The 22,665-nt window shown below is 68.7% G+C and carries 20 protein-coding genes, 1 tRNA gene and 2 pseudogenes; 7 read left to right on the top strand and 16 right to left on the bottom strand.

Annotated features, from left to right (window positions below):
* Window positions 1-7 precede the first annotated feature (7 nt).
* Window positions 8-77: transfer RNA gene (locus A9X05_RS26305), tRNA-Asn, on the top strand.
* A 2-nt stretch (window positions 78-79) separates the two neighbouring features.
* On the opposite strand, the pseudogene dnaG reads toward A9X05_RS26305, so the two are convergent.
* From dnaG to A9X05_RS26290, 3 genes and pseudogenes are all read right to left on the bottom strand, one after another.
* Window positions 80-1,480 (bottom strand): annotated as a pseudogene (gene dnaG / locus A9X05_RS26300) (DNA primase); the annotation flags it as partial.
* A 30-nt stretch (window positions 1,481-1,510) separates the two neighbouring features.
* Window positions 1,511-2,119, bottom strand: a complete 609-nt coding sequence (locus A9X05_RS26295) for a superoxide dismutase family protein (RefSeq protein WP_067748433.1) — start codon at window positions 2,117-2,119, stop codon at window positions 1,511-1,513.
* Between the two features lie 53 nt (window positions 2,120-2,172).
* Window positions 2,173-3,438, bottom strand: coding sequence for a deoxyguanosinetriphosphate triphosphohydrolase (locus tag A9X05_RS26290; protein WP_067785069.1), 1,266 nt, complete (start codon window positions 3,436-3,438; stop codon window positions 2,173-2,175).
* A gap of 89 nt (window positions 3,439-3,527) precedes the next feature.
* On the opposite strand from A9X05_RS26290, the gene A9X05_RS26285 reads away from it, so the two are divergent.
* Complete coding sequence (locus tag A9X05_RS26285; RefSeq protein ID WP_067785066.1) at window positions 3,528-5,507, top strand: YgcG family protein; 1,980 nt, start codon at window positions 3,528-3,530, stop codon at window positions 5,505-5,507.
* A 23-nt stretch (window positions 5,508-5,530) separates the two neighbouring features.
* On the opposite strand, the gene A9X05_RS26280 is transcribed toward A9X05_RS26285, so the two are convergent.
* From A9X05_RS26280 to A9X05_RS26270, 3 genes are all read right to left on the bottom strand, one after another.
* Window positions 5,531-5,779, bottom strand: coding sequence for a hypothetical protein (locus A9X05_RS26280; RefSeq protein WP_067748427.1), 249 nt, complete (start codon window positions 5,777-5,779; stop codon window positions 5,531-5,533).
* A gap of 378 nt (window positions 5,780-6,157) precedes the next feature.
* On the bottom strand, window positions 6,158-7,357 hold the full coding sequence (locus A9X05_RS26275) for a PPE family protein (protein ID WP_067748425.1): 1,200 nt from the start codon (window positions 7,355-7,357) through the stop codon (window positions 6,158-6,160).
* A gap of 215 nt (window positions 7,358-7,572) precedes the next feature.
* Window positions 7,573-8,970, bottom strand: coding sequence for a glycine--tRNA ligase (locus A9X05_RS26270; RefSeq protein WP_067748561.1), 1,398 nt, complete (start codon window positions 8,968-8,970; stop codon window positions 7,573-7,575).
* 222 nt (window positions 8,971-9,192) lie between these two features.
* Here A9X05_RS26270 and A9X05_RS26265 point away from each other — a divergent pair, with 222 nt between their 5' ends.
* From A9X05_RS26265 to A9X05_RS26255, 3 genes are all read left to right on the top strand, one after another.
* Window positions 9,193-9,570, top strand: a complete 378-nt coding sequence (locus A9X05_RS26265) for a helix-turn-helix transcriptional regulator (protein ID WP_197499206.1) — start codon at window positions 9,193-9,195, stop codon at window positions 9,568-9,570.
* Window positions 9,567-9,959: a Fur family transcriptional regulator gene (locus A9X05_RS26260; RefSeq protein WP_082950230.1), complete on the top strand. Its 393-nt coding sequence runs from the start codon at window positions 9,567-9,569 to the stop codon at window positions 9,957-9,959. The genes A9X05_RS26265 and A9X05_RS26260 overlap by 4 nt, the downstream gene beginning before the upstream one ends.
* A 139-nt stretch (window positions 9,960-10,098) precedes the next feature.
* The gene (locus A9X05_RS26255) at window positions 10,099-11,100 is read left to right on the top strand and encodes an alpha/beta fold hydrolase (protein ID WP_067748558.1); all 1,002 of its coding nucleotides are present in this window, start codon (window positions 10,099-10,101) and stop codon (window positions 11,098-11,100) included.
* Between the two features lie 4 nt (window positions 11,101-11,104).
* Here A9X05_RS26255 and A9X05_RS26250 read toward each other — a convergent pair whose 3' ends face one another.
* Genes A9X05_RS26250 through recO form a run of 3 tightly spaced genes read right to left on the bottom strand, consistent with a single transcriptional unit; the run spans window position 11,105 to window position 13,255 of the window.
* Window positions 11,105-11,533 carry a hypothetical protein gene (locus A9X05_RS26250; RefSeq protein WP_067748555.1) on the bottom strand — a complete coding sequence of 143 codons (429 nt, stop codon included), beginning with the start codon at window positions 11,531-11,533 and terminating at the stop codon, window positions 11,105-11,107.
* Between the two features lie 35 nt (window positions 11,534-11,568).
* Window positions 11,569-12,462 carry a decaprenyl diphosphate synthase gene (locus A9X05_RS26245; protein ID WP_067748419.1) on the bottom strand — a complete coding sequence of 298 codons (894 nt, stop codon included), beginning with the start codon at window positions 12,460-12,462 and terminating at the stop codon, window positions 11,569-11,571.
* Complete coding sequence (recO, locus tag A9X05_RS26240) at window positions 12,455-13,255, bottom strand: DNA repair protein RecO (protein WP_067748417.1); 801 nt, start codon at window positions 13,253-13,255, stop codon at window positions 12,455-12,457. Before recO ends, A9X05_RS26245 begins: the two co-directional genes overlap by 8 nt.
* 62 nt (window positions 13,256-13,317) lie before the next feature.
* Between recO and A9X05_RS26235 the strand changes: the two genes are divergently transcribed.
* A complete protein-coding gene (locus A9X05_RS26235) occupies window positions 13,318-14,817 on the top strand; it encodes an amidase (RefSeq protein WP_067785063.1) in 1,500 nt (499 codons plus the stop codon).
* A 139-nt stretch (window positions 14,818-14,956) separates the two neighbouring features.
* Window positions 14,957-15,163: pseudogene (locus A9X05_RS26230) on the top strand (ornithine decarboxylase); the annotation flags it as partial.
* Window positions 15,164-15,283: 120 nt separating this feature from the next.
* On the opposite strand, the gene era reads toward A9X05_RS26230, so the two are convergent.
* The 7 genes from era to dnaJ form a co-directional block, all read right to left on the bottom strand.
* Entirely contained in the window at window positions 15,284-16,183 is a 900-nt protein-coding gene (gene era / locus A9X05_RS26225; RefSeq protein ID WP_067785072.1) for a GTPase Era, read from the bottom strand.
* A gap of 64 nt (window positions 16,184-16,247) precedes the next feature.
* Window positions 16,248-17,552 (bottom strand): hemolysin family protein, encoded by a 1,305-nt coding sequence (locus A9X05_RS26220; RefSeq protein WP_067785057.1) that lies wholly within the window; start codon window positions 17,550-17,552, stop codon window positions 16,248-16,250.
* Window positions 17,549-18,838, bottom strand: coding sequence for a hypothetical protein (locus tag A9X05_RS26215; RefSeq protein ID WP_067785054.1), 1,290 nt, complete (start codon window positions 18,836-18,838; stop codon window positions 17,549-17,551). Before A9X05_RS26215 ends, A9X05_RS26220 begins: the two co-directional genes overlap by 4 nt.
* On the bottom strand, window positions 18,835-19,368 hold the full coding sequence (ybeY, locus tag A9X05_RS26210; RefSeq protein ID WP_067748409.1) for an rRNA maturation RNase YbeY: 534 nt from the start codon (window positions 19,366-19,368) through the stop codon (window positions 18,835-18,837). Before ybeY ends, A9X05_RS26215 begins: the two co-directional genes overlap by 4 nt.
* A gap of 30 nt (window positions 19,369-19,398) precedes the next feature.
* Entirely contained in the window at window positions 19,399-20,457 is a 1,059-nt protein-coding gene (locus A9X05_RS26205; RefSeq protein ID WP_067785050.1) for a PhoH family protein, read from the bottom strand.
* Window positions 20,458-20,635: 178 nt separating this feature from the next.
* On the bottom strand, window positions 20,636-21,397 hold the full coding sequence (locus A9X05_RS26200) for a 16S rRNA (uracil(1498)-N(3))-methyltransferase (RefSeq protein WP_067785047.1): 762 nt from the start codon (window positions 21,395-21,397) through the stop codon (window positions 20,636-20,638).
* Window positions 21,398-21,489: 92 nt separating this feature from the next.
* Window positions 21,490-22,635: a molecular chaperone DnaJ gene (gene dnaJ / locus A9X05_RS26195; protein ID WP_067748403.1), complete on the bottom strand. Its 1,146-nt coding sequence runs from the start codon at window positions 22,633-22,635 to the stop codon at window positions 21,490-21,492.
* Between the last annotated feature and the right edge of the window lie 30 nt (window positions 22,636-22,665).

Below are 22,665 nucleotides of genomic sequence, written 5' to 3'. Positions count from 1 at the left end.
GGTTGATCCCCTGTAGCTCAATTGGCAGAGCGTTCGGCTGTTAACCGATAGGTTCCGGATCGCCCCGGGCGGGGGCCGGCGACTTCTTGGCCTGGCTGCGCACCCGGTCGATGACCTGGGCCACGTCATCCCAGCCGACCCAGCCGGCTAGCTGGCGGGCGTACTCGTCGCGCAGCGTGGGGTCTTTGATCTGGCTCACCATCGGCACACAGCGCCGCAGCGCGGCGACCCTGCCCTCGGCGCTGTCCAGGTCCATCTCGGCGATCGCGGTGCGGATCGCGAATTCGAACAAGGGGGTACGCCGCGCCACCAGGTCGCGCAGCGCGCCATCGCCGGATTTCAACCGCAGGTCGCAAGGATCCATGCCGTCCGGGGCGACCGCGACGAAGGACTGTCCCGCCAGGTTCTGCTCGCCGCCGAAGGCCTTGAGCGCGGCCGCGCGGCCGGCCGCGTCGCCGTCGAAAACGTAGATCAGCTCGCCCCGGAAGAAACTGTCGTCCATCATCAGCCGGCGCAGCATCGCCAGATGCTCGTCGCCGAACGCGGTGCCGCAGGACGCCACCGCGGTGGTGACCCCGGCCAGATGCATGGCCATCACGTCGGTGTAGCCCTCGACGACGACCGCCTGATGCCCCTTGGCGATGTCGCGCTTGGCCAGATCGATGCCGAACATCACCGACGACTTCTTGTACAGCAGCGTCTCGGGCGTGTTGATGTACTTGGCCTCCATCGGATCGTCGTCGAACAGCCGGCGGGCGCCGAACCCGATCACCTCGCCGGCCGCGGTGCGGATCGGCCACAGCAGCCGCCGGTGAAAGCGGTCGATCGGGCCACGCCGCCCCTGCCGCGACAGGCCGGCCGCTTCCAGCTCCTTGAACTCGAAACCCTTGCGCACCAAATGCTTTGTCAGCGAATCCCATCCGGACGGGGCGAATCCACAGCCGAAGCGGCGCGCCGCGTCGGCGTCGAAATTCCGCTCCGTCAGGTACTGGCGGGCCGGGGCCGCCTCGTCGGATTCCAGCGCCGCGGCGTAGAACTCCGCCGCTGCCGCGTTGGCCGCGACGAGGCGGCTGCGGCTGCCCCGATCGCGCTGCACGCTGGTCGCCGGCCCGGTGTAGCTGATGGTGTGACCGATCCGGTCGGCGAGCAACTCGACCGCCTCCACGAAGGTGACGTGCTCGATCTTCTGGATGAACGCGTAGACGTCGCCGCCTTCGCCGCAGCCGAAGCAGTGGAAGTGTCCGTGATTGGGGCGAACGTGGAACGACGGCGACTTCTCGTCGTGGAACGGGCACAGTCCCTTGAGGGAATCGGCACCGGCGCGCCGCAATTGGACGTAGTCGCCGACGACTTCGTCGATGCGGACCCGCTCGCGGATGGCGGCGATGTCCCGATCGGGAATGCGGCCCCGGCCCCTGGGCCGGGCGTCATCGTCGCCCGCGCGCGGGCGGTGACCCCACGAACCTGCCGGGCTGGACATCGGCTCAGTCTAGGGCGCCGAGCCGGCCGGCTATCCCGTTCCGATGACGCCGCATGCCACCCGTTCCATGGCGTTGTCGGTGTTTTCGGCGCCGTGCAGCATCAAGGCTTTGCCCTCGCCGCCCACCAGCACGTCCCGGGTGAACGAGTCGGTGGTGGTGACCAGGTAGGCCGAGCCGTCCGAACGCACCTCGAGCGACGTCAGGTCGCCGCTTTCGGGCTTGCCGGTGTGCCCGGGCGCGTTGTAGTGGCCGCCGGCGGACAGGAAGTTCCCGGGCGCACCACCGGTCGGGGCGACGGAGTTGGGCTCGCACTTGCCGATCTGATGGATGTGCAGGCCGTGGAAGCCCGGTGACAGGATGCCGCCGGCCACCGTCTTGACCGTTACGGTGACGTACCCGCCGGTGAAGTCGAACGTCGCCGTGGCGACGGACCGCCCGTCCGGCGTCTTCAGTTGCGCGCTGAGCGATTCGCCGTTGGGCGCCGCGGTCGTCGTCTCGCCCGAAGACGCCGGCGGGGCGCTCTTGACCGGAGGGGTGGTGCCGGGCTGGGTGCTCGCATGTTGAGGTGAGCTGCAGGCGGTCATGGCGACGACGGGAAGCCCCACCGCGAGGGTGGCGATACCGCTGAATTTGGTCATGCCGGGCAGCCTAGTCCGCGGTGGCGACGACGCCGCCGAGGGATGACGCGCGGCTAACCGGTGGCCTGGCGCGCGTCGATGCGTTCCAGCCGGCCCTCGGTGTACGAGGCGATCTGATCGACGATCACCCGGAGCCGGGCGCGGTCGTCGGCGGCGGTGGTGAACGCCGCGGCGAACACCGGGTCGAGCGTCTGCGGCGCCCCGGAATACAGCCACTGCGCCACCCGGTGGATCCGTTCGCGCTGCAGGGCCTGGGTACCCAGATGCCGCGGATCGGACATGATGAACTGCAGCGCCAGGATTTTCAGCAGGGCGACCTCGGCGCGCACCAGGTCGGGCACCAACAGGTCGGCCCGATAGCGCACCAGCGGCCCTGGACCGGCGGCGGCCCGGGTGGTGGCGACGGCCGCCGAGGCGAATCTCCCGACCAGTTCACTGGTGAGCCGCTTGAGCGCGACCGAGGCGGCCAGTGTGGCGTCGTACTTGCCGACCGCGGCGACCACCGGCAGTCCCGAGAGCCGTGCCGCGGCGGCCATGAAGTCGTCGGCGCTGACCCTGGAGAATTCGCTCTCGCCCAGCTTGGCGAGCGCGGCCGCCTCGTCGTCGTCGGCCAGCACGCGCAGGTCGATGCGCTGGGAGACGACGCCGTCTTCGACGTCGTGGACCGAATACGCGATGTCGTCGGCCCAGTCCATCACCTGCGCTTCCAGGCACATCCGACCCTCGGGCGCGCGGGCGCGCACCCAGGCCGCCGGTTCGCGGTCCTCGTCGTAGAACCCGAACTTGCGCTTGTGTTCACGACGGAACCACGGATACTTGGTGACCGCGTCGAGCGATGCGCGGGTCAGGTTGAGCCCCGCGCTATTGCCTTGTTCGTCAAGCACTTTCGGCTCGAGGCTGGTCAGGATGCGAAAGTTCTGGGCATTCCCCTCGAAGCCGCCGTAGTCGGCGGCGACCTCATCGAGGGCGCGCTCGCCATTGTGCCCGTAGGGCGGATGGCCGATGTCGTGGGCGAGACCGGCCAGCTCGACCAGGTCGAGGTCGCAGCCCAGGCCGACCGCCATCCCCCGGCCGATCTGGGCGACCTCGAGCGAGTGCGTCAACCGGGTCCGCGGAGTATCACCTTCGCGCGGCCCGACAACCTGGGTCTTGTCGGCCAGCCGCCGCAGCGCGGCGCTGTGCAGCACCCGGGCGCGGTCGCGGGCGAAGTCGGTGCGGTGCTGGCCTTCCGTCCCCGGCAAACCCGCAGTCTTCGGCGCTTCGCGTACCCGCCGTTGACGGTCGAAGTCGTCGTAAGGGTCTTGCCGATTCGTGGTCACCGACGCACAGTCTGCCAGGGATTGCGGGGGCAGGGACTGCTCCCGTGCACCGCTATTTGCCGGCATTGTCGCGAGGCTAAATTGGCGTCATGCGCACTGCTCGCCTGCTTGGCGTGATCGCGACGATCCTGGCGATCGGTCTGGGCGGCGGCCTGCTCGTGGCCCCCGCCGCCGACGCGCAACCGCCCTTCCGGCTGGCGGGCTATGTCACCGACAACGCGGGAGCCCTCTCGGACTCCGGGCGCGCCGCGGTCACGTCGGCGGTGGGCAGGCTCTACGCGGATCGCCACATCCGGCTGTGGGTGGTCTACGTCGACGACTTCTCCGGCCAGAGCGCGGTGAGCTGGGCACAGGACACGATGCGCGCCAGCGATTTAAGCAACTATGACGCCCTGCTGGCCGTCGCCACCACCGGCCGCGCGTACGCGTTCCTGGTGCCATCCACGGTCAAGAGCGTCAACGCACGCCAGGTCGACGACTTGCGGCACAACAAGATCGAACCCGCCCTGCACAACGGCGACTGGAGCGGTGCGGCGGTCGCGGCGGCGAACGGGCTCAACGTGTCGCCGGGCTCGTCGGGCCGGGTGGCCCTGCTGGTCACGCTGGCCGTCATTCTCGTCGCGCTGGCGGCCCTGCTGTTGGTCATGCGGTACCGCGGTCGTCGGCGGCGTGCGGCCGAATTGGCCGCCGCCCGGCGGGTCGACCCCACCGACGTCGATGCGCTGGCCTCCGTGCCGCTGCAGGCCCTCGACGACCTGTCACGCGCGCTGGTGGTGGAGGTCGACAACGCCGTTCGGACCAGCGCGAACGAACTCGACCTGGCGATCACCGAATTCGGCGCGGACCGGACCCGGCCGTTCACCGAGGCGGTGGACAACGCCAAAGCCACGCTGTCCCAAGCTTTCTCGGTCCGGCAGCAGCTCGACGACAGCGTGCCCGAGACGCCCGCGCAGCGCCGAGAGCTGCTCACCCGGGTAGTCGTGGCGGCAGCGCGCGCCGACCGCGAATTGGAGTCGCAGACCGAGGCCTTCGAGAACCTGCGCGACCTGGTGATCAACGCACCGTCGCGGCTCGACGCGCTCACCCAGCAGTACGTCGAGCTCACCGCCCGCATCGATCCCGCGGAACAGCGGCTGGCCGAGTTGCATGGCCAATTCGACGCTGCCGCACTGACTTCGGTGTCCGGCAACGCCACGGCGGCTAAGGAGCGGCTGGCATTCGCCGACCGCAACATCAGCACCGCCCGGGATTTGGCCGCCGAGGCCGTCGGCGGCCGGCAGGCCGGTTTGGTGGACGCCGTCCGCGCGGCCGAGTCCGCGCTCGGGCAGGCCCGGGCTCTACTCGACTCGGTGGACAACGCGGCCACCGACATTCAGCACGCCATCGATCGGCTGCCGTCGACGATGGCCGACATTCAGGAGGACATCAAGCGCGCCAACGAGTTACTGCACAAAGCGCAGCCCAACATGCCCGCACACACCGGCGACCTGATCGCGGCGCGCGATGCGGCCGCCCGGGCGGTCGACGTCGCGCGCGCCGGGGCATCCACCGACCCGCTGGGCGCGTTCGCCCAGTTGGCCAGGGCGGATGCCGACCTCAACGGGCTGCTGGTCACCCTGGCCCGGGAGCAGGCCGCCGCGGAGCAGCTCAACCGCTCCTTGGAGCAGGCGCTGTTCACCGCCGAGTCCCGGGTGCGGGCGGTCTCCGACTACATCGACACCCGCCGCGGCAGCGTCGGCCCCGAGGCCCGCACCCGGCTCGCCGAAGGTCAACGGCACCTACAGGCCGCGCGGGACAAGCGGGCGACCAGCCCAACCGACGCGATCTCCCACGCCAACGCGGCGTCGACGCTGGCCGCCCAGGCCCAGGCGTTGGCGAATGCCGACGTGCAATCGGCTCAGCGCGCCGTCACTCGTGGCGGGGGCGGCGACATGGGCGCGATGCTTGGCGGAATCATCATCGGCAATGTCCTCAGTGGAGGCATGCGGGGAGGGTTCGGCGGCTGGAGTCCGACGTCATTCGGCGGGTCGTCCGGCGGCGGCTTCATGGGTGGCGGCGGCCGATTCTGAACCGCTCGCGTGCCGCCAGAGGGTCAGCCGGCGGCCGGTGAATGCGGTATCACACCGCCGGTGCGCGGGATCTCGAAGTGGGGTTCCGTCTCGCCTTCCCACCGCTGCCAGTCGTTCCACTGATTGGTCTCCGCGATCACGGCCGGGGCCGGGGCGTCGGCCACCGTGTCGATGGCGTCGGCGCTCACATCCGGCTTCGGTGCCCAGTGGTCGTAGTCATCCGGCGGCACGGCCACGCCCCACTTGAGCGGAACCGACAGGCCACCGAGCATCCCCGACTCACCCCGAACCGCCGACACCGAGTCATCTGGTAGCGGCGGACCAAGAGGCAAAAGCATGTTGCCCCCTTCCACAGCCGTTGTCGGACGCTGTGGCCGAACCCAATAACACCAAGCAGGCACATCGTAAGCCAAACCTGGGGCAAATACCGGAAAAACGTGGATTTGCTTCTGCGCAGCGTACGCGCGGCTTGCGGGCCCAAGCCGTGGAGGGTGGACCGACGCGATAAATACCGCGCCGGCCGAACGCAAAACCCTTGCCAATTGGCGCGATTCACGACGACGGTGTCCCGCGCATTCGCTCCGAGCGCCGAGCCCATGGTGGCTAGCGACGCTAGCCTCTCCTGGCTCGCCCAGAGCGCGGAGCCAGCCCTAGCCGCCCTTCGTCCGCGGCACCACCTTGGGCCGCGACTGCACTACGTGTGGGTTCTCGCCGCCGCGGCGTCCCCTCTTGTCGGTCTTGTCGCCGTCCGCGCCCCGATCGTCGACCGCCATGGCCATGGCCGGCGCAGAACCCGAGGCCGCGGACGGCGCGGACGACGTTGTCCCGGTCGCGATCGGCGTCGGCAGTTGGGCGCCTAGGGCCGGCACGGCAAGGCTGGTCAAGACCGCCGGCACCGGCATCGACCCCTCCCAGGTCGGCGGGACGGTGATCGATCCCACGAACCGGGCGGTGCCCAACCCGGCGGTCGCAACGCCCAGCCCGCCGGCCGACTGCAGCCCTTGGACGCCGCCCGCGGCGGCGTGCGGCACTTCGGCGGCCACCGTGGTGACGCCGGCCGCCGCGGGTGCGACGGGTCCCGCGCTGTGAGCCAGCACCATCATCGGGGACATCAGCGCGCTCGCCGGGTACATCCCGATCGGCGCCAGCGCGGTCATCGTCGTCACCGGCATCGACGACAGCAACGACGTCACCGACGACAGGCCGGGGAAGAACGCCCCCAACACCGACTGCAGCTCGGACACGAATGCGGTGCCCAGCGACGAGAAGGCCCCGAAAGCCTGGGACGCGAAGCTCAGCGGCGCCGTCACCAAGCCACTCAGCAGCGTCGGCGGGATGCTGAACGTCGGCAACGTCGCCGCCACGGTCTGCGCCCCGATGTGATAGCCCACCATCGCGGCCACGTCCTGGGCCCACATCTCCATGTACTCGATCTCGGTCATCGCGATCGCCGGGGTGTTCTGGCCGAAGAAGTTCGTCGCGATCAGCATGAGCAATCGGATGCGGTTCGCCAGGACCTCCGGCGTGGGCACCGTCGCCATGAACGCCGCTTCGTACGCCGCCGCCGCCGCGGTCGCCTGGGCGGCCGCCATCTCGGCTTGCCCCGCCGCCGAGATCAGCCACTGCAGGTACGGCGTCGACGCCGCCAGCATCGCCGCCGACGACGGACCGGTCCAGGGACCGGAGGCCACTCCCGTCACTACCGACTCAAACGACGCCGCCGCGGCCGCCAGGTCAGCCGCCAATGATTCCCAGGCCGCGGCCGCCGTCAACAATGGGCCGGGTCCGGCGCCGCCATACATCAGGGCAGAGTTGATCTCGGGGGGGAAGAAAAGAAAAGCTGGAATCACGACATCCCCAACCCACCGACCGAGTCAACGGCACCCACTACACGCATACGAACCCGACACCACCCATGCCGACTAGACACGTGAGCAACATTCGCTTTATGAGCCTAAGCCAATCGGCTACCCAGAAGCGGCTTTTTATCAAACGTTTAATACCCCGGCGTGGCGAGCGCGCCGACTAACCGGACAAGTGTCCTGAGAACGCGGACAGCCGCCGGTCAGCAGCCCTTGAGCCGTGCGGCGAGATAGTCGGCCACGGCGTTCATCGGGACGCGATCCTGCGTCATGTCGTCGCGCTGGCGCACCGTGACGGCGTTGTCCTCGAGCGAATCGAAATCCACGGTCACGCAGAACGGCGTCCCCACCTCGTCCTGGCGCCGGTAGCGCCGCCCGATCGCGCCGGCGTCGTCGAAGTCGATGTTCCAGCATGCCCGCAATTCGGCGGCCAGATCACGGGCCTTCGGGCTCAGGTCGGCGTGTCGGGACAACGGCAGCACGGCGGCTTTGACCGGGGCCAGTCGGGGGTCCAACCGCAGCACCGTGCGCTTCTCCAGCACACCCTTGGCGTTGGGCGCTTCGTCCTCGGTGTAGGCGTCGATCAGAAACGCCATGAAGGACCGCGTCAGACCGGCGGCCGGTTCGATGACGTAGGGGGTGTAGCGGGTGTCGCTGACTTGGTCGTAGTAGGACAGGTCGGCACCGGAATGCTTTGCGTGGGTTGACAAGTCGAAATCGGTGCGGTTGGCGACGCCTTCCAGCTCGCCCCACGGGTTGCCGGCGAATCCGAACTTGTACTCGATGTCGACGGTGCGATCGGAGTAATGCGAAAGCTTCTCCGGGGGATGCTCGAACAGCCGCAGATTCTCCGGATCGATACCCAGATCGACATACCATTGCAGCCGGGTGTCGATCCAATACTGGTGCCATTCCTTCGCGGTGGAAGGCTCGACGAAGAACTCCATTTCCATTTGCTCGAACTCGCGCGTTCGGAAAATGAAGTTGCCCGGCGTGATCTCGTTGCGAAAACTCTTGCCGATCTGGCCGATGCCGAATGGCGGTTTCTTGCGCGCCGTGGTGACGATGTTGGCGAAATTTACGAAGATGCCCTGCGCGGTCTCCGGGCGCAGATAGTGCAGACCCTCCTCGGTCTCGATCGGCCCGAGGTGGGTCTTGAGCATCATGTTGAACTCGCGTGGCTCCGTCCACTGGCCCTTCGTGCCGCAATCCGGGCAGACGATCTCGGTCATCGGCACCGTGTCGGGGTCGTCGATCCCCTTTTTGGCCGCGTAGGCCTCCTGCATGTGGTCCTGGCGATGCCGGTGGTGGCAGTTCAGGCACTCGACCAACGGATCGTGAAAGACCTCGACGTGGCCGGACGCCACCCAGACCTGCCGCGGCAGGATGATCGACGAATCGATTCCCACTACGTCGTCGCGCCCGGTGACCACCGACCGCCACCACTGCCGTTTGATGTTTTCCTTGAGTTCCACGCCCAGCGGGCCGTAGTCCCACGCCGAGCGGGTGCCGCCGTAAATCTCGCCCGAGGGAAAGACGAAGCCGCGCCGTTTGGCCAGGTTGACTACGGTGTCGATGACGGACGCCACGGCGTGGTGCACTCCCTTTCCGGGTTTGATCGGGCACGCGCGGCGATCGACCGCCGCGCGCAGAGCATCAGTCATGGTAACGATCGGCGCCGGGGTCTTTGACATGCGTCATCATGCATGTGACAGTGGAGGTCGGCCGCCCGCGAGACCTCCCGGCGGATCCCGCCCACAACCTGGCACTTTCCGAGGTGATGACTCTCTCCCATGGCGATGTCCCCCTCTCCGCCTTCCCCGATGCCGACCACCGCGGGTGACCTGAGCGTGGTGGCCCACGAGCACGGCGGAACCGGGTCCGGCGCACTGGCCGACTACCCCGTGCCGCCGCCGCGGGAGATCCTCGACGCCGCCGGCGAGCTGCTGCGCGCGCTCGCCGCACCCGTGCGGATCGCCATCGTGCTGCAGCTGCGCGAATCCCACCGCTGCGTGCACGAGCTGGTCGACGCGCTCGGTGTGCCGCAGCCACTGGTGAGCCAGCACCTGAAGATTCTCAAGGCCGCCGGCGTCGTCACCGGCGAACGGTCCGGCCGCGAGGTGCTGTACCGGCTTGCCGACCACCACCTGGCGCACATCGTGGTGGACGCCGTCGCGCACGCGAGCGAGGACACGCTTTGACCGGCACGAGCGTGCGTTCGACCCGGCAGCGAGCGGCGATTTCGACGCTGATGGACACCCTCGACGACTTCCGCTCGGCGCAGGAGTTGCACGACGAGCTTCGCCGCCGCGGTGAGAACATTGGGCTGACCACCGTCTACCGGACGTTGCAATCCATGGCGGCGGCGGGAATGGTCGACACGCTGCGGACCGACACCGGTGAGTCGGTCTACCGTAGGTGTTCCGAGCATCACCATCACCACCTGGTGTGCCGCAGCTGTGGTTCCACCATCGAAGTCGGCGACCACGAGGTCGAGCAGTGGGCGGCGCAAATCGCCGCCAAGCACGGCTATTCCGACGTCAGCCACACCATCGAGATCTTCGGCACGTGTTCACAGTGCGGGTCGTAGGTTGACCCGGGCCGACCGACCGCGGCACGTCTGAAAAAAGTTCTGAAGAAAAAGTGTCCGACACGCGCCCGCCGCGTGCTCCTACCCGATGAGTGGCCCACGGGCCGAGCCAAGCAAGAACTCCAGGGAAGTGAGCACCATGCGGAACCACCCATCGCCCCATCTGCGGCCCGTGCGCGACGTCGGGGCTCCGTCACTGCAATTTCGCACCATCCATGGCCACCGGCGCGCCTTCCGGGTCGCCGGGTCGGGACCGGCCCTGCTGCTGATCCACGGCGTCGGCGACAAGTCCACGTCATGGGAGCCCGTACACGCCAAACTTGCGCAGCGGTTTACGGTGATCGCACCGGATCTGCTGGGACACGGGGAATCGGACAAACCACGCGCCGACTACTCCCTGGCGGCCTTCGCGAACGGCATGCGAGACCTGCTTGCCGCGCTTGACATCGATCGCGTCACCCTGGTCGGGCATTCGTTCGGTGGCGGTGTGGCAATGCAATTCGCCTATCAATACCCGGAGCTGGTCGAGCGCATCGTGCTGGTCAGCAGCGGTGGCGTGGCCCAGGAGGTAAGCATGGCCCTGCGGTTGGCGGCGATGCCGATGGGCAGCGAGGCCCTGGCCATGCTGCGCATTCCGGGCGTGATGCCGGCGATGCGACTGTTCGGGCGGGCCATGGCGACCGTGCTGGGCCCCACCAGCCTCGGGCACGACATCGGCGATGTGGTGAATCTGCTCGAGGGCTTCCGGGACCCGCGCGCACTCTCGGCGTTCGCGCGCACCTTGCGTTCGGTGGTGGACCGGCGCGGCCAGTACGTGACAATGCTGGACCGAAGCTATCTGGCGCAACCCATTCCGGTGCAAGTGATCTGGGGCGAGGACGATTTCGTGATCCCGGTAGACCATGCCCGGAGAGCCCACGACGCGATACCCGGGTCACGCTTGGAGATCTTCGAAAACTCGGGGCACATGCCGTTCAAGGACGACCCGGATCGCTTCGTCGAGGTCGTCGAGCGGTTCGTCGACTCGACTCGACCGGCTCGGCACGATCGAGATCGCCTGGGCTCGTTGCTGCGGACCCGCGTCGGCGACAACGGCCGGGAATCGGTCACCGTCGCCCTGACCGAATCGGCGGTGTCCTAGGGCCCTAACCCGTCAACGTGCGACGTATCCCGGCGCCCGAATCCAGCACCAGCAGAACCAGAGTGCGCAGCGCGTCATCGCTCAGGCCGGCGCCGGGAAAGTTATAGCGCAGCATCACGTCGGCGCTTTTGGCAGCGCTCTTGCCCGAATTACGTTGCACGGCTTTATCGTTGATCTTCTCGACGAGCGTGACGCTGCCAAAGTTGCTCTCGCGGGCCTGTCTGGCTACCTGATCGCTGATCTTCTTGGTCAGCGGCAGATCCCACGCCACGACCTGCGTCAACGACACCAGGTCGAGGTCGTCGGCGATGTTCACCACCCGTAACGAGGCGATGGTCCCCCGATGGCGCACGGTCAGGGCCCCGTCGGTTTCCTCCTCGACCGGAAGGACTTCGCCGAGCACCGACGCCAGACGATCCTGCAGTGATGGCATCGGATCCTCTCCGTGAGGACCCGTTGCGGTCCCCACTACGCGCTTCCGAATCTTCGATTGCGAGAAGCGTATTCCTCGCAGGCAGCCCAGAGGTCGCGGCGGTCGTAGTCGGGCCACAGTTTGTCCTGAAAGATGTACTCCGCATAGGCGGCCTGCCACAGCATGAAATTGCTGGACCGCTGCTCCCCCGAGCTGCGCAGGAAAAGATCGACGTCGGGGATGTCGGGTCGCTGCAGGTGCTGCGCCACCGTCGCCTCGGTGATGCGCTCGGGGTTCAGCCGGCCCGCGGCTGCCAAGCGGGCGATTTCTTTTGTGGCTTCGGCGATTTCGGCGCGGCCCCCGTAGTTGACGCAGTAGTTGACGGTGATGACGTCGTTGTCCTTGGTCATCTCTTCCGCGATCGCCAATTCATTGATCACGCTGCGCCACAGGCGTGGGCGCGAACCCACCCAGCGGATCTTGACCCCTATGGTCTTGAGGTTCACCCGGCGCATGCGCACCACATCGCGGTTGAAGCCCATGAGGAAACGGACCTCCTCGGGTGAACGCTTCCAGTTCTCGGTGGAGAAGGCGTACAGGCTGAGCCACTTGATCCCCACTTCAATTGCGCCACAGACGATGTCAATGACGACCGCCTCGCCCGCCTTGTGGCCGTCGGTACGGGTAAGCCCGCGTTGGGTGGCCCAGCGGCCGTTGCCGTCCATCACGATCGCCACATGATTGGGCAGTCGGTCGGCCGGGATCCGGGGCGCCGCCGCTTTCGAGATGTGCTGTGGCGGCCGGCTCGGGCCACCGCCTGGGGCCAGCGGCAGCTCGGGAAATACCACCGGCCAGGTCGACCTTTCGGGGAAGACCGGATAGTCGTCGGGGGCGGGAGGCAGCTGCGGGAAGGCGGCGGACGCCGACTTCCGCTCGGCCTTGCTAGCCACAGTCCAAATCCTGCTCGATCAGCGCTGCTGCGCGTCGTTCGGCGATGGTGCGGTCGACGTGATACGTCCGTTCCACCAGTGGCAACGTTTTGAGCTGCCGCTCCAGGTGCCATTGCAGGTGCGCGGCCACCAGCCCGCTGACGTAGCTGCGGTGCGATTGCGTGGCCTTTTCGGCGAACTCCCAATCGCCGTCGTGCAGCGCGGACATCAGGTCCAGCACGCCCGGCGGCGGTGTCGTCGAACCGGCCGGACGGCAGTGCGGGCACACGCTGCCCCCGGCGCCGACATGGAACGCCCGGTGCGGTCCCGGTGTGGCGCACCGCGCGCACTCGGTCAGCGCCGGCGCCCATCCGGCGATGCCCATGGCGCGCAGCAGGTAGGCGTCCAGCAGCAGGTCCCGGGACCGGCGGCCGTCGGCCACCGCCCGCAGCGCGCTCACCGTGAGCCGGTGCAGGGCCGGGGCGGGAGCCCGCTCCTCACCGGCGAGGCGTTCGGCGGTTTCCAGCATCGCGCACCCGCAGGTGTAGCGGCCGTAATCGCTGACGATGTCGGTGGCGAACGCGTCGATCGAAACCACCTGGGTGACGATGTCGAGATTGCGGCCGGGATGCAGCTGCGCGTCGATGTGTGCGAATGGCTCCAGGCGTGCGCCGAATTTGCTGCGGGTGCGACGAACGCCCTTCGCCACTGCGCGAACCAAGCCGTGATCGCGGGTAAGCAGGGTGACGATCCGGTCGGCTTCGCCGAGCTTGTGCTGGCGCAAAACCACAGCCCGGTCTCGATACAGCCGCATCACAATAGTTTTGCACCCCGCCGCGACAATGCTGGTATCCGCGCCGGTTAGTCTCGTACCCCGTGATTGGCGCTTCCGAGTCAGGTCCTGGGTCCGTTTTCGGATCCGGTGGCCAGCGCCTGCCCACGTTGACTGACCTGCTTTATCAGCTGGCCAATCGGTCCGTGACATCGGTCACACTGGTGCGGCGGTCCCTGCACGCCATCCATGCGAGCCAGCCGACGCTGAACGCCTTCCGGGTGGTGCTCACCGAGTCGGCGCTGGCCGCGGCGGCGGCGGCCGACCGGCGACGGGCAGCCGGGGACACGGCGCCGTTGCTCGGCATCCCGATCGCGGTCAAAGACGACGTCGACGTTGCTGGAGTGCCGACCGCGTACGGCACGGAGGGCTACGTCTCGCCCGCCACCCACGACGCCGAGGTGGTCCGCCGCCTCAGGGCCGCCGGCGCGGTGATCGTCGGCAAGACCAACACCTGCGAGCTCGGCCAGTGGCCCTTCACCAGCGGCCCCGGCTTCGGGCACACCCGCAACCCCTGGTCGCGACGGCACACCCCCGGCGGCTCGTCGGGGGGCAGCGCCGCCGCGGTGGCCGCGGGGCTGGTCACCGCGGCGCTCGGCTCCGACGGGGCCGGCAGCATCCGGATCCCCGCCGCCTGGACGCACCTGGTGGGCATCAAGCCGCAGCGCGGCCGCATCTCCACCTGGCCGCTGCCCGATGCGTTCAACGGCATCACGGTCAATGGGGTATTGGCCCGCACGGTGGCCGATGCGGCGCTCGTGCTCGACGCGGCGTCGGGCAACGTCGAGGGGGACCGGCACAAGCCGCCCCCGATCACCGCGTCCGACTATGTCGGCATCGCACCCGGACCGCTCAACATCGCGCTGTCGACCCGATTCCCGTACACCGGTTTCCGGCCCAAGCTGCACCCGGAAATCGTGGCCGCGACGCGTGCCGTGGCCAAGCAACTGGAGTTGCTCGGCCACACCGTCGTTCCCGGCAATCCCGACTACGGCCTGCGGCTGTCGTGGGACTTCCTCGCCCGGTCCACCGCCGGCCTGCGGGACTGGGAGGAGCGGCTGGGCGACGGGGTGGTGCTCGACCCTCGCACGGTGGCCAACCTGCGCATGGGCCATGTGCTGGGTCAGGCGATTCTGCGCACCGCACGCCGGCACGAAGCCGCCGCCCAGCGTCGGGTGGGTTCGATCTTCGACATCGTCGATGTCGTCCTGGCTCCGACAACCGCCCAACCGCCACCGCTGGCCCGCGCCTTCGACCGGCTGAGCAGCTTCGGCACCGACCGCGCGATGATCGCCGCGTGCCCGCTGACCTTTCCCTGGAACGTGCTGGGCTGGCCCTCGATCAACGTGCCGGCCGGGTTCACCTCCGAGGGGTTGCCCATCGGGGTGCAACTGATGGGGCCGGCCAACAGCGAGGGCATGCTGATCTCGCTGGCCGCCGAGCTCGAGGCCGTGTGCGGATGGTCGACCAAACAACCGACGGTGTGGTGGAACGCCGAAACGGGAGCGCCGCCGGTAGCCGGTACCCCGCCGCCGCGAGGGTGAACCGGTAAGCGGCACATCCTCGAAAGTTGAATTCGCTTGCGGCGGTGCGCGAACACGCATGACTCGAGGCGATCGCATAGCCGAGGGCAAGGCGGGTATCCGTTCGCCGTGGACCAATCTGGTGCTCCACAGTTGGATGCGCGTCGAGCAAGTTCCCACCGACAGGGCCGCGGGCCGCGTTGCCGCCGAGCAGTGCACGCCGTATCCGCCGGGGATTCCCGCGGTGGTGCCCGGCGAGCGACTCAACGACGCGGTGCTGGATTACCTGTGTTCCGGTGTGCGCGCCGGCATGAACGTTCCCGACGCGGCGGATCCGTCGCTGCAGACAATCCGCGTGCTCGCCTAGCGGCGATCGCACGCGCGGCGGTGGCGATCGCGGGCGCGGCGATCGCAAGCGCGGCGAAGCCGGGCGCAGCGGGTCGCCGCCATCAGCGGAAGCCGAGCGCAGCGGGTCGCCGCGTCTGTTTCAGAAACCAAGCCGGCCAAGCTGTTTGGGATCGCTCTGCCAATTCTTGGCGACCTTCACGCGCAGGTCCAGGTAGATCTTGGTGCCGAGCAACTTCTCGATTTGGCCGCGCGCCGCCGTACCCACCTGGCGCAGCCGGGTCCCACCCTTGCCGATGATGATGCCCTTCTGGCTGTCGCGCTCGACGTAAAGCAACGCGTGCACGTCGATCAGGTCGTCGCGGTCCGCGCGGGGACTCACCTCGTCGATGACGACCGCCAGCGAATGCGGCAGCTCGTCGCGAACGCCCTCCAGGGCGGCCTCGCGGATGAGCTCGGCCATCAGGACTTCCTCGGGTTCGTCGGTCAGTTCCCCGTCGGGGTAGTACGCCGGGCCGGCCGGCAACGCCGCGGCCAGCACGTCGATCAGCACGTCCACCTGAGCACCGGTGGCGGCCGACACGGGGACGATCTCGGCCGAGTCGCCGACCAGTTCACTGACCGCGACCAGCTGCGCGGCCACCCGATCTTTGGGCACCTTATCGATCTTGGTGACGATGGCGATCAAGGTCGTTTTCGGTGCGGTCGAACGGATTTGGTCGACGATCCACCTGTCCCCCGGACCGATCGCCTCGTCGGCCGGGATGCACAGGCCGATCACGTCGACTTCGGCGTAGGTGTCGCGCACCAGGTCGTTGAGCCGCTTGCCGAGCAGTGTCCGCGGCCGGTGCAGGCCCGGCGTGTCCACCAGGATGATCTGAAAGTTCTCCCGGTGCACGATGCCGCGAATGGTGTGGCGGGTGGTCTGCGGCCGCGTCGAGGTGATCGCCACCTTGGAGCCGACGAGCGCGTTCGTCAGCGTCGACTTGCCGGTGTTCGGTCTGCCGACCAAACACACGAAACCGGAATGGAATTCGGTCATCTCGCCGAACTTGCACCCGTGGCTGGCCGCGGGCCGCACGTTCGCGGTGGGCGGACGTTCGACGTCACGAGGGGCTCTCCCCGTCCGAGCCGTTGGACTCGGGCTCGACCGGGCTCAGCAGGACCGTGCCGATGCGAACGCGTCCCCGGTGGTCGGTGCCGCCTTCGGCCTGGAGCCGCAGGCCATGCGAGACTACCTCGGCCCCGGGCAACGGAACCCGGCCCAGCTCCAGGGCCAGCAGGCCGCCCACGGTGTCGACGTCGAGATCGTCGTCGAAGTCCACCCCGTAAAGCTCGCCGAGATCTTCGATCGGCAGCCGCGCCGAGACGCGAAACCGTTTGTCGCCCAGGTCTTCTACCGGCGCCGTCTCGGCCTGGTCGTATTCGTCGGCGATCTCGCCGACGATCTCCTCCAGCACGTCCTCGATGGTCACCAGGCCGGCTATCGCGCCGTACTCGTCGACCAACAGGGCCATGTGGTTGCGGTCGCGCTGCATCTCGCGCAGCAGCGTATCCAGCGGCTTCGAGTCCGGCACGAACACCGCCGGACGCATCACCTGGGCCACGGTGATGCCCCGGCCGCCGTCACCCGAGAGAAAGCTCTGCTGGACAAGGTCTTTCAGGTAGACGACCCCGACAATGTCGTCGACGTTCTCCCCGATCACCGGAAGACGCGAGTGCCCGCTGCGCACCGCCAGGTTCAACGCCTGACTGGCCAGCTTGTCGCTTTCGATCCAGATCATTTCGGTGCGCGGCACCATGACCTCGCGGGCCGGGGTGTCGCCGAGTTCGAAGACCGACTCGATCATCCGGCGCTCGTCGGCGGCGACCACGCCGCGCTGCTGGGCCAGGTCGACGACTTCGCGTAGCTCGATCTCGGACGCGAACGGCCCGTTGCGCAAGCCGCGGCCGGGCGTCAGCGCATTACCCAGGACGACCAGCAGCCGGCTGAGCGGCATCAACAACCACGAGATGAGCCGCAGCGGAACGGCTGTCGTCAACGAGATGGAGTACGCGTGCTGACGGCCGAGGGTGCGCGGGCCCACCCCGATGACCACGAAACTGATGACCACCATGGTGGCCGCCGCACCGAACAGCGCCCAGGTGAGACCGAAGTTGTCGTACAGAAACAGCACCAGCAGCACGGTGGCCGTGATCTCGCACGTGATCCGCAGCAGGACGACCAGGTTGATGTAACGCGGCCGCTCGGCCATCACCTCGGCCAGCGACACGGCGCCGGGCCGCTCCTCGCGCACGAGCTCCTGGACCCGGGCCAGCGACACCGTGCTGATGGCCGCGTCGATCGCGGCGAACAGCCCGCCGATAGCGATCAGCGCCATCGCGCCGAGCAGCCAGGACAGACCGGTCAATTGCCGGAAGACCTCGATGCGGTGACCGGCTCCACGTCGTCGTCGCTCCGCTTTCGGTTGAGGGCCCAGGCCCCAAGGCACACCACGACCCCCAATGCCCCATAGCCCAGCGCCGAGGGCCACCAGGGCTGGGCGGGTTGGGCCGGATCCTCGTGCGGGCGGACCGCGAGCACCACCAGGAAGCTGCCGTCGTCGGTGGGTCCGGCGTGCGGCAGCGACTGGGTCTTGGTGACGCTGATCTGGCTGCTGCTGCTGCTGGAGTCGTTGGTCTGGCCCCAGGCCAACGTGGAGTCGTCGAGCAGGAAGAGGTCTTGGCTACCCCCGGGTTGGCTCTCGTCCCGGCCCACCACCGACACCTGGCCGACCTCCAGCGTCTGGTTGGCGGCGGGCACGGAGACCAAGACGTTCTGGTAGAGCTTCGGCGGCTCGGGTGGCTTGTAGTCCGGCGGCGGCGGGCCGTTGAAACCGTCCGGCGGTACCGAGCCCCCGCCGTAGAAGCTGCCCGAGACCACCCAGCCGTCACCGACCGCCGTGAAGGGGACGACGCCGACGGTGGCGGCGTCGAGCACGATCCGGGCGCCGGGCGGCACGTACGCCTCCCGGTCGGCGCCGCCGTAGGAGTAGCGGAACGTCATCGCCTGGTTCAGCGGGTTGTACAGCGCCGGGCGGCGGAAGGCGTCGTCGTAGTCGACGTAGTCCCAGTGCCGGGGCCGGACCAGCCGCTGGTTGTCGACCTTCAGGACGTCGACGTTCTCCCGGTGGGTGCTGACGACGTTCTGCACCCGCTGGTTGAAGTCGACCTGCTTCGGCGGTTTCGGCGGGTCGGCGGGATTGACGCGCGTCGGCGGTGCGGCCTTGGCCGCCGCGACCGCCTGGGCGGGAACATCGAGCCCCCGGGGCGGAGCCACCACCGAGACGTTCCTCGACGCGTCGGGGCCCGGCGGATTGATCGTCGGAAGGGCGTTCGCGGGCGGCAGGTTCGGCGGAGGGATGAGCGGTGGAGCCTGCACCGGAACCGTGCTCGGCGGCACGTACGCGGGCACCTCCGGAATCTGCACCGGGCTCGGCGGCGGCTGAACCCGGCGGGGCGGCGCGTCCTGGGAGCACACGTTGGAGGTGTGATACTGCGCAACCAGGTACTGGCACCAGTTGCAGCTGGTCGGGTTGGACCCGCCGCCGGCGCACGGGGCCGCCTCGGCGACGCCGATCGTGGTGGCCACCACCGAGACCGGTGCCAGGGCGACGGCGGCCGCGGCCGCGATCCCGAGTGCTTTTAGTCGGCTCAATTGTCGAAATACCTTGACTTGTCCAGCAATTGACGGTCCCGCTCCTGCTGGCGATCTTGTTGGTAGGCCTGGACCTGCTCGGCGACCCACTCTTCGAGCAATCGGTCCTGCAGGGCGAACATCTCTTTTTCCTCGTCCGGTTCGCCGTGGTCGTAGCCCAGCAGGTGCAGCACGCCGTGGATGGTCAACAGCGCCAGCTCATGGCCCAGGGTGTGGCCCGCCGCGTCGGCCTGCCCGGCCGCGAATTCGGGGCACAGCACGATGTCACCCAGCATCGACGGCCCCGGCTCCGGGGCATCCGGCCGGCCCCCCGGCTCCAACTCGTCCATCGGGAAGCTCATCACGTCCGTCGGCCCGGGCAGGTCCATCCAGCGCATGTGCAGGTCGGCCATCGCCGCGGTGTCCAGCAGCACCATCGACAGCTCTGCGGCGGGGTTGACGTCCATCTTGGCGATGACAAACCGCGCGACGCTGATCAATTCGGTTTCGGAAACGTCAACGCCCGACTCGTTGGAGACCTCGATGCTCATAGGACGCCCATCAACCAGTCACAGCCTTCATCACCGGCGCCCGCGGGAGCCTGAGGCCCGCCGGGCCGCCCGGTTGGTCGCCAACCCGGGCTCTTCGAATTTCGCGTAGGCGTCCACGATTTCGGAGACCAGCCGGTGGCGCACCACGTCGGCACTGGTCAGTTCCGCGATGTGAATGTCCTCCACGCTGTCGAGGATCTCGATCGCCGAGCGCAGGCCCGACCTGGCGCCACCGGGCAGGTCCACCTGGGTGATGTCGCCCGTGATCACCATCTTCGAGCCGAAGCCGAGTCGGGTGAGGAACATCTTCATCTGCTCGGCGGTGGTGTTCTGCGCCTCGTCGAGGACGATGAACGCCGAATTCAGGGTGCGACCGCGCATGTAGGCCAGCGGCGCCACCTCGATGACCCCGGCCGACATCAACTTCGGGATCAGCTCGGGATCCATCATGTCGTAGAGCGCGTCATACAGCGGCCGCAGGTAAGGGTCGATCTTCTCGCTCAGTGTGCCCGGCAGAAAGCCAAGGCGCTCACCGGCTTCCACCGCCGGCCGGGTGAGGATGATGCGGTTCACCTGTTTGGTTTGCAGCGCGCTGACCGCCTTGGCCATCGCCAGATACGTCTTGCCGGTGCCGGCCGGGCCGACCCCGAAGACGATGGTGTTGGCGTCGATCGCGTCGACGTAGCGCTTCTGGTTGAGCGTCTTGGGCCGGATCGTCTTGCCGCGCCGCGACAGGATGTCCAGGGTGAGCACTTCGGCCGGCGATTCGTTGTCGGTGCCGGTCAGCATGGCGACGCTGTGGCGGACCACCTCCGGCGTCAGCGGCTGTCCGTTGGCGACGATCGCGACCAGCTCGGAGATCGCCCGCTCGGCGAGCGCGACGTCGGCCGGCTCGCCCGAGACGGTCATGGCGTTGCCGCGCACATGCAGATCGGCGTTCAGGCTGCGCTCCAGCGCGCGGAGGTTTTCGTCCGCCGAGCCCAACAAGCCGACGACGACATCGGGCGGAACATCGATGCTGCTGCGTACTTGGGCGTTGGCCTGGAGGCCTCCGGCTGCCTCAACAGCGCTGGTCTCGCGGGGCGTCACGTGGCTCTCGATGCCTGCTTTCTCGGTTTGTCGGTGGTTTGCTCGGCTGCCTAAGTCTACGCCGGGGCCACTCGTTGGTCAGCCTTCAGCCGCCATTCGCCGGCCGGGCGTCGGCCACCGCCCCGGCCCGCCACCCCCGGTCATATCCAGCGGACCCCATGGTGGCGGGCGCGCAAAACTACAGGTTCGACGCGGTATCCCACCGCGGGGTGAGCACGCCGAGCGCGCCGAGCGCCACCGCCGCGGTTGTCGAGGTCCGCAGCACCTGGGGGCCCAGCCGCACCGCCAGCGCGCCCGCCTCGGTCAACGCGGCGATCTCGTCTTGCGCGATGCCGCCCTCGGGACCCACCACAAGGAGCAGCGAAGCCGCACCCGCGATATCGGCGTGGGCGAGCGGGTCGGCGGCCGACTCGTGCAACGCCAGGACCACCCCTCCCGCGCGCAGCTCGTCGCGAACCCGCTCGACCAGCGCCGCGGTGGACAGGACGCCGTCGACGGGCGGGATGTGCGCCCGACGCGACTGCCGGGCCGCCGAACGGGCGACGGCGCGCCAACGGCGCAGGCCCTTGTCCACGCGGGCACCCTGCCAACTGGCCACACACCGGGCCGCCTGCCAGGCCAGGAATGCGTCGGCGCCGGCTTCGGTGGCCAGTTCGATGGCCAGCTCCGAGCGCTCCGACTTCGGCAACGCCTGGACCACGGTGACGGGCGGCTGCCCGGCCGCGACACTCCAGCGCTTCAGCACCCGGGCGCGCAAGCCGTCGCGGCCGGCGTGCTCGACCTCGCAGTGCGCCAGCCCGCCGGCGCCGTCGCCGAGGACCAGTTGCTCGCCGGGGCGGATGCGCCGCACGGTGGCGGCGTGAAATCCCTCGTCACCGTCGACAACGGCCAACGAACCGACGTCGGGCAGTGCATCGACGTAGAAGAGGGTCGCGACCATCGCGTTGCTCCTAACGTCGACGAGTGTGGGGGTTACGCACGAAGACCGCCCCGAATTCGTCCATAGACCCCACGCTCGGCGAAGGGAGGCGGCTAGCGCCCGGTGAAGGTCTCGCGCAGCCGGCTGAACAGGCCGCCGCCGGCGTGCGTCGAGCGGACCTCGGGCACGTCGCGGCTGCGCCGGGCCTTCAGCTCACGCAACAGTTCGGTGTCGTGGTGGTCCAGCCGGGTGGGCACCACCACCTCGACGTGGACGTGCAGGTCGCCACGGGTGCCCGACCGCAGGTGCGGCATCCCGCGCCCCCGCAGCGTGATGACCGAATTCGGTTGCGTGCCAGGCGGAACGGTGACCTCGCTGATGCCGTCCAGGATGGCGTCGATCGTGACCGTGGCGCCCAGCGCGGCGTCGATCATGGGCACCGACACCGTGCAGTGCAGGTCGTCGCCCTCGCGGACGAAGACGTCGTGGGCCTGCTCGTGCACCTCGACGTACAGGTCGCCGGCCGGCCCTCCCCCGGGTCCGACCTCGCCCTGGGCGGCGAGCCGAACCCGCATCCCGTCGCCGACCCCGGCGGGGATCTTCACGCTGATCTCCCGGCGGGCGCGGACCCGGCCGTCACCCATGCACTGGTGGCAGGGATCGGGGATGACGACGCCGACGCCGCGGCAGGTGGGGCACGGCCGGGAGGTCATCACCTGGCCGAGCAGCGACCGCTGCACCGTCTGGACCTCGCCGCGGCCGCCGCAGGTGTCGCACGGGACCGGCACGGAATCGCCGTTGGTGCCCTTGCCCTGGCAGCGGTCGCACAGCACCGCGGTGTCGACGGTGACCTGTTTGGTCACCCCGGTGGCGCACTCTTCGAGGTCGAGCCGCATCCGCAGCAGCGAGTCCGAGCCCGGCCGCACCCGGCCGATCGGACCGCGCGAGGTCGCGCCGCCGCTGAAGCCGCCGCCGAAGAAGGCCTCGAACACGTCGCCGAGGCCGCCGAACCCGCCGCCGAACCCGCCGCCCGCGGCAGCGTTTTCCATCGGGTCGCCGCCGAGGTCGACGATGCGGCGCTTCTCGGGGTCGCTGAGCACCTCGTAGGCGACGCTGATGTCCTTGAACTTCGCCTGCGCGGCCTCATCCGGGTTGACGTCGGGATGCAGTTCGCGCGCCAGCTTGCGGTATGCGCGCTTGATCTCCGCGTCGCTGGCGTTCCTGCTCACCCCGAGCAGCCCGTAATAGTCGCGTGCCACGCCTGACTCTCCTAAACCTGGTCCTTATCC

The sequence above is a fragment of the Mycobacterium sp. E3298 genome (genome assembly GCF_001666895.1).
Taxonomy (GTDB): domain Bacteria; phylum Actinomycetota; class Actinomycetes; order Mycobacteriales; family Mycobacteriaceae; genus Mycobacterium.
This window is presented reverse-complemented; position numbering and strand designations above follow the sequence as displayed.